Below are 12,817 nucleotides of genomic sequence, written 5' to 3'. Positions count from 1 at the left end.
TTTCAACCGTAGCGGTGCTATGCTTTCAAAATTCCCTCAATTTTCGCTTGAAAATCTACTATTTTTCAATCATAAAACACTTTCGCAGGAAGTCTATTGTTTAATTTATTTCCAAATGTCCAAATTGTTTAATTTTCAAATTTATCATCTTCCCCCAGGCGGGCAATTTTGTTTGAGATAATTGGTAAAAAGTGTATTCAAATGCTTGCGTGTTCCTTCACCTTCATAAATTCCATGACTACGATTGGGATAAGGCATAAACTGAAATTGGCGATTATGTTTGATAAGTTCGTTGAGCAACATTTCGGCATTCTGATAATGTACATTATCATCGCCAGTTCCGTGAATGTATAGTAAATTTCCTACTAAGTTTTTTGCGTAAGTAATTGGTGAACCATTTACAAAATCCTCACGGTTTTCTTGAGGAAGTCCCATGTAGCGTTCTTGATAAATATTATCATAACAAAGCTGATTTCCAACGGCTGCAACGGCAATGCCAGTTTGGTAATATTGTGGGTACTGAAAAAGCAAATTCAAGGTCGAAGAACCTCCCCCACTCCAACCATGCACAGCCACACGAGTTGTGTCAATAAATGTCCATTCTCTAATTTTTTTCACCGCCATTGCTTGGTCACGAATATTGACAATGCCAATTTTGCGATAAATCGCTTTTCGCCAAGCACGTCCACGAGGTAGCGGCGTTCCTCGGTTATCAACCGAAGCATAGATATAGCCATCTTTTGCCATATCGCCATTATAAAGTCCATTGAAACCAGTTCCATAGGAATCTAAAACAGTAGCCGCCGCAGGTTCACCATAAACATTGAATACTATTGGATAGCGTTTTGTCGAATCAAAATTTGTGGGTTTTACCATCCAACCTTCAATATCAATTCCATCATCGGTTTTTACCTTGAAAAACTCTACTCTTTTATTAATCTCCATTGTTGAAAGTTTCCTTAAAATACTTTCTTTTTCGGTCAATGGAGAATGGTCAGCTAAATTTATCCACTCAGTCATGCTTGGAACATTGGCACTTGAAAACGAATGGCGAGCAAATTTTCCATTGGGCGAAAGCGTATAGTTATTTGTACCTTTAGGAGCATTTTCGGTCACTGGTTGCATACTCGACGAACCATCTAATTTGATACGAAACAAATAACTTTGCAAGGCATTTTGTGGCGAACCAGTAAAATAAACGTAACCATTGGCTTCATCAATTAGTTGAATCTGCACAATGTCGTATTCGCCTTTGGTTAGGAGTGTTTCTTTTCCGTTTAAATCCATTTTGTAGATATGTCGCCAGCCATCTTTTTCACTTACCCACAAAAATTCTTTGCCACCATTGAGCCATTCCCAACCTTCTGGACTATCAGCCCAGCGTTCTTTGGTGTCAATCCAAGCCTCATCAGTTTCGGTCTGAATAACTTTTGTTTTTCCCGTAAGTGCTTGACAAACAATGACTTTACTCTGATTTTGCTTGCGATTTAATTGCTGAATAATAATATCATTAGTATTCGGAATCCATTCCATACGAGGTACATACGTTTGCTGCGGGTCGCCTTCTATATTCATCGGCAAAATTTTACCAGTTGCAATATTGGCAATCAAAATTTTGTATGGAGATGGACTTTCACCCACTTTCGGGTACTCAACTGGCACATTGTATGAATAAATAGAATCCGTATTGTTTATCATCAGAAAATCTCTGATTTTAGTCGCATCAATTTGCCAAAAAGCAATACTTTTTCCATCAGGGCTCCACCTAAAACCATCTCGGCAAGCAAATTCTTCTTCATAAACCCAATCGAAAGTGCCATTTATCATGCGACGAGTGCCATTGGTGGTCAATGCCTTGATTTTATGCGTTGCGAGGTCTTCTACAAATACATTATGCTCACTCACATAGGCAACTTTTGTGCCATCGGGCGAAAGCTTGGCAAACATCAACGAAGACATTGATTTTCCTTGTCCCAACTGAAACAAAGCATTGGTTTTAAGGTCTAAAAGCCAATAATCACCACGAGTTTCGTATCGCCAAACCTTTTTAGAATTCGTATAAATCAATAACTTTGACCCATCTTCGCTGAAAGTATAACTGCGTACCGCAAGTGATTTTTCAGCACCTTTGGGTGTTAATTGGGTCTTCGTTATTAAAACTGATTTTTGTTGAGAAGGTAAAGCATAAGATACAATTTCGCCACCTTCAACTCGTGAGTAAGCATTGCCCTCTTTGCTCCATTTGATTTGTTGAGCTTTTGCAAAACTTATAACGAGGATAAAAAAGAATAGTAAAAGTATTTTGTTTTTCATGTTTTAGATTGGAATGAAGTAATAAAGGATAATTAATATTTTTCAAATTTAACTTTAGAAAAGAGATTTCATTATATTTGTTAACAAAATATCTTCAAAACACAAAAAATGACGATAGAAGAGTATGCCATAACTTATCTAAAAAAGGAAATTATAATTATCGAAAACTCCCATAGGAAGGATATTTTATCAGAATTGACAGTTTTTGAAAAAGCAATTATTTATAAATATTCAGAAGATGGTTATGATGATTTGAATGAAAAATTAAGGGCAAGTAAGGGTAAAAACATTACAACTTTTGGTATTTTATTTGCACAATGTTTAGATAAATTGCCCGATTTTATTGGTACGGTATTTAGGTCTGAAAACTTAGCCAAACATGAATGGGAAGAATATCTATTAGCTTTCAAAAATGACTCTCTTATTACTAGGCATGGATTTACCTCAACAAGTAAAAGTCAATTGTCAGCTAATAAGTTTGGTAATTTTCGCCTTGAGATTTTTGTTCAAAAAGGAAAAGATATTGAAAAAATTGCAAGGTATGATGATGAAAAGGAAGTAATTATTCGTTATAACTGTAATTTTAGAGTGTTGAGTATATTTAACACCTTTGTTCAATTAATGGAAATATAACATGGAAACGGCGACTAAAATTTCAAATAAAAAAGAGACGATCCGTATATCTACTATTTTTGAAGTAGTAAATGAGCGTTTCTTTGCAAAAGAAGATAGTAATCTTGAAATTGAATGGATTGAGCAAGAGCTTGCATTTGCTAAACAGAAATTAGTAACTGGTGCAGCAACGCTTCAAAGAGAAACAATTTCTCAGCTAATGACGCTAATTAGTAAATTAACGTTAAAAAAAGAATTTTTAGAAAACGATAACTCTACATCTACAATTACTCAAATAAGCAATATTGAAGATGACCCAGCTTGGCGTTTACATAAAAAATTTCAGTCAGGGCTTGAATTGAAAGTAAAAGAAGTAAAAACCCAAGGTTTAAGTAATGATTTTATTTTGTAGAAGATTACTTTCCTATTTCTAAGAATCAAATCCTATTTTTAGAATCAATAACAATTGTTACGGGGCCGTCATTTAGTAGTAAAATCTTCATATCTGCTCCAAAAATGCCTGTTTCGATGGGTTTTCCTAAATCAAATTCCAATTGAGCAGTCATTTTTTTGTAGAGCGGAATGGCAATTTCTGGGCGAGCAGCTTCCAAAAACGAAGGGCGATTTCCTTTTTTTGTGCTTGCATGAAGTGTAAATTGACTAATAAGCAAGATATTTCCGCCAACAGAATTCAAGTCTAAGTTCATTTTACCATCTTCATCACCAAACACTCGCAAACCTACAATTTTCTTTGAAAGCCATTCAATGTCTTCTTGCGTATCAGCGTGAGTAATTCCTAAGAGAACCATATACCCAATAGCTATTTCGCCATTGATTTTTTCATCAATCGTTACCGATGCGTGGCTTACTCTTTGTATTACTGCAATCATATTTTTAGTCCACTGTTCTCAGACAATAATTGATAGTTTTTTAATTAAATTTCTCGTATCTCGAATTCTGTATCTCGAATCTCGTCTACAAGTGCAACAACAAATTTGCAATCATCAGATACGTACCAATGCCAATAATATCATTAGCAGTTGTGATAAATGGCCCCGAAGCAATGGCAGGATTTATACCCAGCCTATCTAATAAAAGTGGCGTAACTGTACCTGTGAAAGAAGCTAAAATTACAACTGCAAGAAGCGATAAACATACCACAAAAAAAAGTTGGGTTTCGCCACTGATATAAATATAAAGTCCTGCTAATGTGCCTATTATGAGTCCATTAACAAGGGCTACTAATATGATTTTGAACAATCGTTGCCCTAAACTGGTGGTTATTCCTGATTTTTCTGCCAAACTTTGCACAATCAAAGAAGAGGTTTGAATACCCACGTTTCCGCCCGTCGAACCCATAATCGGTATAAATGCTGCCAAAGCCGACACTTTTTGAAATTCTCCTTCAAAATGCCCTATAACAGTTGCTGCCAAAAGACTACCAATCACACCCACAATCAGCCATGGCAAGCGAGCTTTTGCCAGTTGCCAAACGCTGTCGTCTTCCTCTGCCTCCCCCGTGATACCCGCCATTACCTGAATATCTTCTTCGGCTTTGTCGGTAATAAAATCGACCACATCATCAATCGTAATTCGACCGAGCAAACGACCTAAAGTATTCACCACAGGAATTGCATCTAAGTCATAACGCTGCATTATTTCGGCTACTTCCTCAGCGGGGCGGGTTGTTTCTACATAAGCTATTTCTTCATCTAAAATATTTTCAATTTTGGTGTTTTTGCGAGCCAAAACAATTCGTTTCAGCGAAACAATACCTTTTAGCTTTTGGTCATCATCAACCACATACACAGCATACACTTTCTCCACCTCTTCGGCTTGCCGTCTTATTTCTTCTACACACTCACTCACCGTCCAATTGGCGTTTACCTTTATCAACTCTTTCTGCATCAATCCACCCGCCACGTCTTCGGGGTAGTGCAGCATATCCAAAATAAATCGAGCTTGTTCACGGTCTTCGAGCATTGCAATAACCTTCTCACGTACTTCAATCGTCTGCTCATTGAGTAAATCAACGGCATCATCGGAGTCAAAAAGGTTAACATACTTGGCAATTTCTTCAACCGTAAAACGCTCTTTTATAAAACGTTTTCGGTCGTCTGGTTCAATATGCGACAAAATTTCGGCACCCATCTCGGTATCAACGAGTGTCATCAAATAATGAGCAGGTTCACCTCCGAGTTCGAGCAGAATACCTGCAATATCGGCAGGGTACAACTCTTCCATCTCGGCTTTGAGCAAAGCTTCATCTTTTTGCTCAATGGCTGCTTCTAATTTCTCTACATACTCTTTGGTTAGCTCGAAAGTCGTCATTTTGTCAGTGAACAATTATCAGTTATCAATTATCAATCGGGCAGTGTATTATATTAGACTTCTTCGAAAGTCAAAACCAACTCCTAACTTGACTTTCGCCAGAAGTTTATTATAACAAATCAATTTTGTGTACTGATAACTATTTATTGGTTTAAGTCTTTTCTTCAAACAAATTCGTCAAAAGTACAAACTCTGCTACGCCTAATTGCTCGGCACGCTTACTAAGTAATTCATGCTCAAAATTCAGTCCAATAGGTTTTAGGGCATTACGTAATGTTTTCCGTCTTTGGTTAAAACCTGCTTTTACTACTTGAACAAATTTCTTTTCGTTACAGTCCAATTTTTCAACATTATTACGTTTCAAACGAATAACGCCCGAATCTACTTTTGGCGGAGGAATGAACGCATCAGGATAAACAGTAAAGCTATATTCGATGTCGTAATAGGCTTGTAAAAACACACTCAAGATCCCATAATCTTTTTTCCCAGGTGGAGAGGCGATTCGTTGAGCTACTTCTTTTTGCAACATACACACAATTTCCATCACCAAATCTTTATATTCTAAAACCTTGAAAAATATTTGTGATGAAATATTATAAGGCAAATTTCCTATGATACCAAAAGGCTCGTTTCCAAAAAGTTCGGTAAGATTCATTTGTAAAAAATCTTGCGAGAAAATTCGGTCTTCTAAAATGGGGAAATGCTCTTTCAAATATGCCACTGATTCTCGGTCAATTTCTACCACAAATGTCTGATAATCAGTATTTTGCAGTAAATATTGTGTCAATACGCCCATACCCGGACCAATCTCCAAGACTTTATTATAGCCTCGATGAAGCGATTGCAGATTGACTATTTGTTGGGCTGCATCCAAATCTCGTAAGAAATGTTGCCCAAGATGTTTTTTTGGTCTGACTTTTTGCATAATGCTCAAAATTACGTCTTTTTTTCGAGATTTGAGATGCGAGATTCGGGATACGAGAAATTCGTACGTAGGTCTTTTCGTATAATCTCAAATTTTGCATCACCCTATTTCTCAAATCTGGTATCTCATGTATAAATAAATAATTGTCGAGTAATTACACCTATTTATAGCATTATGAGTATCAGATGTAGATTTATTGTTAAAATCTCGGCTTTGATGATTTACTTTGTTATACAATATCTATTCAAAAACTTACATTTAATGAAATCGTTTTTACTTTTTTTAGGCATTACATTCTTCTGTCAAAATCTTAATTTTGCCCAAACTGGCGGTAAATCCCAAGTAAAAGGAAAAGTCATTGATGCACTTACAAGCGAACCTTTAAGTTTTGCCAGTATCCGAATCTCAAATAGAGCTGATAATAAGCTCATTACAGGAAATATAACGAATGAAAAAGGCGAATTTTCTATTCCTACTCCTTACGGAAGTTTTGTTGTTGAAATAGAATATATGGGCTATAAAAACTTAAAAACAAGCACCTTTTCTCTCTCAAAAGATAATTCAATTCATGATTTTGGTACTATAAAATTAGAATCTTCGGCGAATGCTTTGAAAGAAGTAGTGGTTCAAGCCGAAAAAAGTACGATGGAAATGAAGCTCGATAAACGAGTTTTTAATGTTGGAAAAGATCTTGCCAATGCAGGTGGTTCGGCTTCGGATATTCTGACCAATATTCCTTCGGTGTCAGTTGACCCCGAAGGTGGAATCAAACTGCGAGGCAGCGACAATGTCAAAATTTTGATTGATGGCAAGCCGTCGGGTTTGGTGAGTTTTAAAGGTGGTGCGGGTTTGCAATCGCTTCAAGCAAGTATGATTGAGCGTGTAGAAATTATTACCAATCCATCGGCACGCTACGAAGCAGAAGGTATGGCAGGAATCATCAATATTATCTTGAAAAAAGACCAAAAACAAGGCTTTAATGGTTCTTTTGATATTATTACCGGGCAACCTGTCAATTATGGCGGTGCTGCAAACATCAATTATCGCCATAAAAAAGTTAATTTTTTTGTCAATTATAGTTTAGCATACAACATACGTCCTGGTCGTGGCTCGATTTATCAAGAACGTCAAAATGGAGATTCTACCTTTATTCTGAAACAAAGCAACAACGGTACAATTACGGGTTTTAACACCAATATCCGAGGCGGTTTAGATTATTTTTTCAATGATAAAAACACCCTCACTGCCTCTTATTTATATAGAAGAAGCAAAGCCAGCAGAATAACAAATTTAAGGTACGAAGATTATATTTTTACAAGCACAAATCTGACAGGCATTAGCCAACGTCAGCAAATTGAAAAAGAAACTGAGCCGAATTCTGAGTATGTTCTAAGCTATAAGAAAACCTACGCCAAGAAAGGTCAAGAGTTTAATGCTGAAGTGCGTTTTTTGGATAACTGGGAAAGTTCTAATCAGCTTTTTACACAAGAATATTTTACGCCCAAGGAAGCACCAATTACTAACAAATCATTGGTTCAAAACTCGCTCAATGACGAGTACGAAAAACAATATTTATTGCAAGTTGATTATGTTCAACCGATTGGGAAAGAAGGTAAATTTGAGACGGGTGCAAGAAGTAGTTTTAGAGATATGGTAAATGATTATGTGGTAAATCAGAAAAATGAATCGGGGCAATTTGTGGTTGTACCTGGTCTGAAAAACTACTTTATTTATAACGAAAATATTCATGCGGCCTATGCCATTTTGGGCAATAAAACCAACAAAGTTTCATATCAAGCTGGCGTTCGTGCCGAGTGGACTGATGTAAAAACTACACTGCGAGAAACCAATGAAATAAACCCAAGAAAATACGCAAATTTGTTTCCAAGTGTACATTTTAGCTACGAATTACCTAAAGAAAACTCATTGCAGCTCAGTTATAGCCGCCGAGTAAGAAGACCGTTTTATAATGATTTAAGTCCATTTTCTACTTTTTCGGACAACCGAAATTTCAATAGTGGCAATCCAAATCTTAACCCTGAGTTTAGTAATGTTTATGAACTCGGTCATATCAAATATTTCGATAAAGGCTCAATTGGTTCATCGGTTTATTACCGAGATACCGAAAACAAAATCGAACGTATCCGTCAAGTGAATGCCACAGGATTTGCCACTACTCGCCCCGAAAATCTATTATCAGAGCGGGCATACGGTGTAGAATTTATGAGTCAATATTCTCCTTTTAAATGGTGGAAATTAGATTTCAATTTTAACCTTTTTCATGCTAATATCGACGGCAGTAATATCGACAAAACTTACATACGAGAAACAAACAGTTGGTTTCTGCGACAAACTTCTAAGTTTTCGTTGCCCAAAGGCTTAGATGTGCAACTCAGAGCTAATTATGAAGCGAAACAAAAAACGGTACAGGGCAGTCGTTTACCAATATATTATTTCGATTTGTCGGCAAGTAAAGACATTTTGAAAGGCAATGGTACACTCAATTTTAGCGTATTGGATGTTTTTAATACCCGTCGATTTCGCTCAATTACCGAAGGAACAAACTTCCGCACCGAAAGTAATTTTCAAGCCAGAAAAAGACAATTTAACCTGACGCTCAACTATCGCATCAAACAAACCAAAGGTACAGGAAAAGGCAAGAAATTGGAGTTGGAGGGTTGAGAAAATAGTGAATTTTTGAAAATGAGTGAAGTTTTCATTTGAAAACCTCACTCATTTTTTATTTTATTGTATAGTTTTTCACTTTTGCTGTAAAGTTCATTTTCGGTTTCCTGTTGTTTTGCAACTAAGACCATTAGTTCGGCGATTCCTATCAACTCAGCCATTAACGTATTTTTATTTGGCGACCACGTTTGTCCACTTCTTGTGCCAAAACCATTTTGAAAAACTGAAAAAATATAGGTCGTTCCATCGGTTCCTATTCGACTTGGCACTCTTCTTTTTCCTCCATTAAATTCTATATATTCAAATTTTGGAAAACGAGTTTGACTTGTCAATTCAAAGAATAATTTATTTAAAAGCGTGGCTAATTCCACTTCGATTTTGACTTTAAACTCAATCTTTTGGACTTCACTCTCAAAATTTTTGTTATCTTGATTGCTCCATATTTGTTTATTAAATATTCGGCAAATGATGAAGTATTCTTTTTTAGAAGAATCAACACTTACTACATATTCAGGTAAAAATGAAGGCAAAATAGTAACTCTTGCAAGAGGAGAATTCTTAAAATCGTCAAGTAAATATTTTCTCACTAATGGATAATATTTGTTTTGAAATTTGTAGGAAGAAAAATAACCATTGGCTGGCTCTAAATGCTCTTGTGCAAAAAGAGTTTGAGATATAAAGATGAAGAATATAGAAAGTTTATACATTTTTGAATGGCATTAGTTATACGAAAACCTTATCTCTAAAAGTTTATTTCATAGACCTACTACGAAATAACATTGCACAAGATTAGAAATTTGTCAAGAATTTGCAAGAAAAAGGACAAATTTCATCGCTTTTAGAGTCTCTATCAAATTTCCAATATTTTTAGTTTTTTTGCTTTTATAGAATGACCTTTATGCAAAATTCAACCTATAACAGCATCACTCATGAAAAATTTCTTTTTTCTCTTCTTTTCAATTTTATTATTCCAAAGTTCATCTGCACAAAACACTCAAAATAGCAGTGCGGGTTCTTTGGTCGCTGCAAAAGCATTTCTTGCAAGTTTAGACAAAAACCAATTCGCCAAAACCAGCTTTCCTTATGAGTCAGAAGAGCGAAGCAATTGGTATTTTATTCCAAAAGAGCGAAATGGTTTATGGTTAAAATCTATGACCGATGCCCAAAGAGCGGCAGCCATGAATTTACTAAAAACTACATTGAGCGAGCAGGGTCAAGAAAAAGCCATCGCTATTATGCAATTAGAAATTATCTTGAAAGAATTAGAAAATGTGCCAAATAGCGAACGCCGTGACCCTTTGAAGTATTATTTTACCATTTTTGGTACGCCCGATGCGAAGAAATTTTGGGGATGGCGTGTAGAAGGACATCATTTGTCGCTCAATTTTACTTCTGAAAACAATAAAATTGTTTCGGCAACACCACTTTTCTTAGGAAACAACCCTGCCATTGTACCAAGTGGCGACAAAAAAGGCTACCAAATATTGAAAGATGAAGCAAATTTTGGTTTTGAATTGTTAAACTCATTTGATGAAAAACAACTTAAAAGAGTTATTCTTTCGCCCGTTGCTCCTAATGATATGATTACTTTTAATAGCCGAAAATTTGGAATGTTGCCAGCTGAAGGTATCGCATATAGTGATATGACCAAAGACCAACAAGTTCAATTGATGCGATTGATAAGTCTTTATGTAAAAAATTATCCTTTTGGCTTTGCCAATGAGTTTATGCAAAAAATCGAAAAAGCAGGACTTGATAAACTACATTTTGTGTGGATGGGAGAAAAACAGTATGGCGGCAAAGGGCATTATTACAGAATTCAGAATGATGTGCTTTTGATTGAATATGACAATACACAAAATAATGCCAATCACGTGCATACAGTCGTGCGTGATTTCACGAATGACTTCGGTGAGGACATGCTTAGAAGGCATTATGAGTTGGAACATGCTAAGAAATAAAAGAAAATTTTAGCCTTATAGATAGCTAAAAATATTTGTCGCTCATCGGCAACTATTTTTAGCTTTTTTTTATTTTCTCAATAATCGCACTTGTAGAGTATCCTTTCACCAATGAAATGGTTTTAACTTCGCCTCCGTGAGCCATTACAAAGTCTGCCCCAACGATATTTTCGACTGAATAATCATTGCCTTTCACCAAAATATTGGGGCAAAGCGTTTCGATTAATTCTTTGGGGGTTTCTTCATCAAACAAAGTAACGGCATCAATAAAACTCATCGCCGACATCATTCTGGCACGGGCATATTCGTTCACCACTGGGCGAGTTTCGCCTTTTAGACGTTGCACCGAAGCATCGGTATTTAAACCAAGCACGAGTTTATCACCCAAAGCCTGAGCTTTTTCCAAATAATCAATGTGTCCCAAATGCACAATATCGAAACAGCCATTGGTAAAAACAATTTTCATGCCTTCCGATTGCCATTGCTCCACTTGTTTTTTTGTTTCCTCTCGGCTAAGTATTTTTGATTCGGTCATTATTTTGTCGATTGTCAATAGACCGCAGTCCATCATTTATATCTAAATTCTAAGCACTTTTTTTTGGTAAAACGAGCGTCAATAAAAAAGCAATAATTCCAAAAGCAGCTACAAAAACCATTCCTTGCATGGCGTGCAGGAAGGTCGCTAAAGTGATACCATCTTGTTCCGAAAGTCCGTACAATACAACAATGCTTCCAACCAAAAAATGGTAACTCCCGATTCCGCCTTGCGTTGGTGCTGCCATGCCAATCGAACCCATTACGAAAATTGAGAGTGCTGCCAGAGGTGAAAGATTAGCAGTTTCGGGCAAAGCAAAACAAAGAACATACGTCATAATGAAGTACATTGTCCAAATAAGTATTGTATGAAATACAAAAGCCGCAGGATTTTTAAGGTTTCTTACACTCATAAAGCCACTTGCAAAACCACCAATAATTTTACTAATCTTCTGATAGAAAGGAGATTGTGATATTTTTTCTTGATTTTTCTTGATTAAATAATAAGTGAAGGTAATCAATGAAATACCAAAAAAGGCATAAACTCCAAGTAGCAAGGGATTCTTGAATTTCTCGCCAAAGAACTTGAAAAACACATCTTTCAAACGGTCGAATTCGAGAATAAAGTTTATAAAAATTAATACTAAAAGCACTAAAACATCAATCAATCGCTCGGCAATTACAGCCCCAAATGATTTCTCGAAAGGAATGTTTTCAAGTTTATTGAGCGTTCCGCAACGAGCAACTTCGCCCGCTCTTGGAAAAAGCAGATTTGCTCCATAACCAACCAAAACCGCCAATGTTGTGCGAAAAACCGAAGGTTTATAACCCATCGGTTCGAGCATCAGAACCCAACGGTAGGCACGACTCCAATGAGCCACCAAAGCCAACATTGCCGAAAGTGCAACCCAACGATAATCAGCTTGTTTGATTTTTTCCCAAAGCGTGTTAAGGTCAATATCTTTGAATGTAAACCATACTAAAACGGCGGCAACTGTAAGCGAAATGAGGTATTGGAGGGCTTTTTTCATGCTAAATTTAAAGAAAATAAATATTTAGGCTTAAAATAAATTGGGTTTGATTAAAAATTTGCTTTTTCTCAAATCTCGTATCTCAAATCTAATATCTATTTTACTACAAGGTTATTTTCGTCAGGAAAAACAACCATTGGTCGGTGAGTTTTTGCTTCTTCTTGCGTCATCCAGCCGTAAGTAATAATGATAATAATATCGCCAACCTCGGCTTTTCGGGCAGCAGCACCGTTGAGGCAAATAATGCCTGAGCCACGCTTGCCTTTTATGGCGTAAGTTTCCAAACGTTCGCCGTTATTATTATTCACTACTTGCACTCTTTCATTTTCTACAATTCCTGCTGCATCAAGCAAATCTTCGTCGATGGTGATACTTCCTACATAATTGAGTTCAGCTTGTGTAACCTTCACTCGGTGGATTTTTGA

At 36.3% G+C, this 12,817-nt stretch carries 12 protein-coding genes; 4 read left to right on the top strand and 8 right to left on the bottom strand.

The window, feature by feature from the left end; all coding sequences use genetic code 11:
* Nucleotides 1-144: 144 nt before the first annotated feature.
* A complete protein-coding gene (locus ACH2CJ_RS07855) occupies nucleotides 145-2,313 on the bottom strand; it encodes a DPP IV N-terminal domain-containing protein (protein ID WP_394991863.1) in 2,169 nt (722 codons plus the stop codon).
* Nucleotides 2,314-2,421: 108 nt separating this feature from the next.
* Between ACH2CJ_RS07855 and ACH2CJ_RS07850 the strand changes: the two genes are divergently transcribed.
* Both ACH2CJ_RS07850 and ACH2CJ_RS07845 read left to right on the top strand, forming a co-directional pair.
* Entirely contained in the window at nucleotides 2,422-2,946 is a 525-nt protein-coding gene (locus tag ACH2CJ_RS07850) for an ADP-ribosyltransferase (protein ID WP_394991862.1), read from the top strand.
* A 1-nt stretch (nucleotide 2,947) separates the two neighbouring features.
* Complete coding sequence (locus ACH2CJ_RS07845; RefSeq protein WP_394991861.1) at nucleotides 2,948-3,337, top strand: hypothetical protein; 390 nt, start codon at nucleotides 2,948-2,950, stop codon at nucleotides 3,335-3,337.
* 25 nt (nucleotides 3,338-3,362) lie between these two features.
* Here the strand turns inward: ACH2CJ_RS07845 and dtd are convergent, their stop codons facing one another.
* The 3 genes from dtd to rsmA all read right to left on the bottom strand — a co-directional run bounded on the left by dtd (nucleotide 3,363) and on the right by rsmA (nucleotide 6,181).
* Nucleotides 3,363-3,815: a D-aminoacyl-tRNA deacylase gene (gene dtd / locus ACH2CJ_RS07840; protein ID WP_394991860.1), complete on the bottom strand. Its 453-nt coding sequence runs from the start codon at nucleotides 3,813-3,815 to the stop codon at nucleotides 3,363-3,365.
* Nucleotides 3,816-3,900: 85 nt separating this feature from the next.
* The gene (gene mgtE, locus ACH2CJ_RS07835; protein WP_394991858.1) at nucleotides 3,901-5,256 is read right to left on the bottom strand and encodes a magnesium transporter; all 1,356 of its coding nucleotides are present in this window, start codon (nucleotides 5,254-5,256) and stop codon (nucleotides 3,901-3,903) included.
* Between the two features lie 151 nt (nucleotides 5,257-5,407).
* Nucleotides 5,408-6,181: a 16S rRNA (adenine(1518)-N(6)/adenine(1519)-N(6))-dimethyltransferase RsmA gene (gene rsmA, locus ACH2CJ_RS07830; protein ID WP_394991856.1), complete on the bottom strand. Its 774-nt coding sequence runs from the start codon at nucleotides 6,179-6,181 to the stop codon at nucleotides 5,408-5,410.
* 261 nt (nucleotides 6,182-6,442) lie between these two features.
* Between rsmA and ACH2CJ_RS07825 the strand changes: the two genes are divergently transcribed.
* Nucleotides 6,443-8,863 carry a TonB-dependent receptor domain-containing protein gene (locus ACH2CJ_RS07825; RefSeq protein ID WP_394991854.1) on the top strand — a complete coding sequence of 807 codons (2,421 nt, stop codon included), beginning with the start codon at nucleotides 6,443-6,445 and terminating at the stop codon, nucleotides 8,861-8,863.
* Nucleotides 8,864-8,910: 47 nt separating this feature from the next.
* Here the strand turns inward: ACH2CJ_RS07825 and ACH2CJ_RS07820 are convergent, their stop codons facing one another.
* A complete protein-coding gene (locus tag ACH2CJ_RS07820) occupies nucleotides 8,911-9,573 on the bottom strand; it encodes a hypothetical protein (protein WP_394991852.1) in 663 nt (220 codons plus the stop codon).
* A 222-nt stretch (nucleotides 9,574-9,795) separates the two neighbouring features.
* On the opposite strand from ACH2CJ_RS07820, the gene ACH2CJ_RS07815 reads away from it, so the two are divergent.
* The gene (locus ACH2CJ_RS07815) at nucleotides 9,796-10,827 is read left to right on the top strand and encodes a DUF3500 domain-containing protein (RefSeq protein WP_394991850.1); all 1,032 of its coding nucleotides are present in this window, start codon (nucleotides 9,796-9,798) and stop codon (nucleotides 10,825-10,827) included.
* Between the two features lie 58 nt (nucleotides 10,828-10,885).
* On the opposite strand, the gene rfaE2 is transcribed toward ACH2CJ_RS07815, so the two are convergent.
* The 3 genes from rfaE2 to panD form a co-directional block, all read right to left on the bottom strand.
* Nucleotides 10,886-11,362: a D-glycero-beta-D-manno-heptose 1-phosphate adenylyltransferase gene (gene rfaE2, locus ACH2CJ_RS07810; RefSeq protein WP_394991865.1), complete on the bottom strand. Its 477-nt coding sequence runs from the start codon at nucleotides 11,360-11,362 to the stop codon at nucleotides 10,886-10,888.
* A 49-nt stretch (nucleotides 11,363-11,411) separates the two neighbouring features.
* Complete coding sequence (locus ACH2CJ_RS07805) at nucleotides 11,412-12,392, bottom strand: lysylphosphatidylglycerol synthase transmembrane domain-containing protein (protein ID WP_394991848.1); 981 nt, start codon at nucleotides 12,390-12,392, stop codon at nucleotides 11,412-11,414.
* Between the two features lie 95 nt (nucleotides 12,393-12,487).
* On the bottom strand, nucleotides 12,488-12,817 hold a 330-nt coding region (gene panD / locus ACH2CJ_RS07800; RefSeq protein WP_394991846.1), incomplete at its 5' end, for an aspartate 1-decarboxylase.

Source organism: Emticicia sp., assembly GCF_043780375.1.
In the GTDB taxonomy this organism is placed as follows: Bacteria; Bacteroidota; Bacteroidia; order Cytophagales; family Spirosomataceae; genus Emticicia.
The sequence above is the reverse complement of the archived record's forward strand: the minus strand, read 5'-3'. Positions and strand labels throughout refer to the sequence as shown.

Coding starts and splice junctions, on each gene's coding strand:
- ACH2CJ_RS07855 (WP_394991863.1), bottom strand. CDS start 2,313: ATGAAAAACAAAATACTTTTACTATTCTTTTTTATCCTCGTTATAAGT.
- ACH2CJ_RS07850 (WP_394991862.1), top strand. CDS start 2,422: ATGACGATAGAAGAGTATGCCATAACTTATCTAAAAAAGGAAATTATA.
- ACH2CJ_RS07845 (WP_394991861.1), top strand. CDS start 2,948: ATGGAAACGGCGACTAAAATTTCAAATAAAAAAGAGACGATCCGTATA.
- dtd (WP_394991860.1), bottom strand. CDS start 3,815: ATGATTGCAGTAATACAAAGAGTAAGCCACGCATCGGTAACGATTGAT.
- mgtE (WP_394991858.1), bottom strand. CDS start 5,256: ATGACGACTTTCGAGCTAACCAAAGAGTATGTAGAGAAATTAGAAGCA.
- rsmA (WP_394991856.1), bottom strand. CDS start 6,181: ATGCAAAAAGTCAGACCAAAAAAACATCTTGGGCAACATTTCTTACGA.
- ACH2CJ_RS07825 (WP_394991854.1), top strand. CDS start 6,443: ATGAAATCGTTTTTACTTTTTTTAGGCATTACATTCTTCTGTCAAAAT.
- ACH2CJ_RS07820 (WP_394991852.1), bottom strand. CDS start 9,573: ATGTATAAACTTTCTATATTCTTCATCTTTATATCTCAAACTCTTTTT.
- ACH2CJ_RS07815 (WP_394991850.1), top strand. CDS start 9,796: ATGAAAAATTTCTTTTTTCTCTTCTTTTCAATTTTATTATTCCAAAGT.
- rfaE2 (WP_394991865.1), bottom strand. CDS start 11,362: ATGACCGAATCAAAAATACTTAGCCGAGAGGAAACAAAAAAACAAGTG.
- ACH2CJ_RS07805 (WP_394991848.1), bottom strand. CDS start 12,392: ATGAAAAAAGCCCTCCAATACCTCATTTCGCTTACAGTTGCCGCCGTT.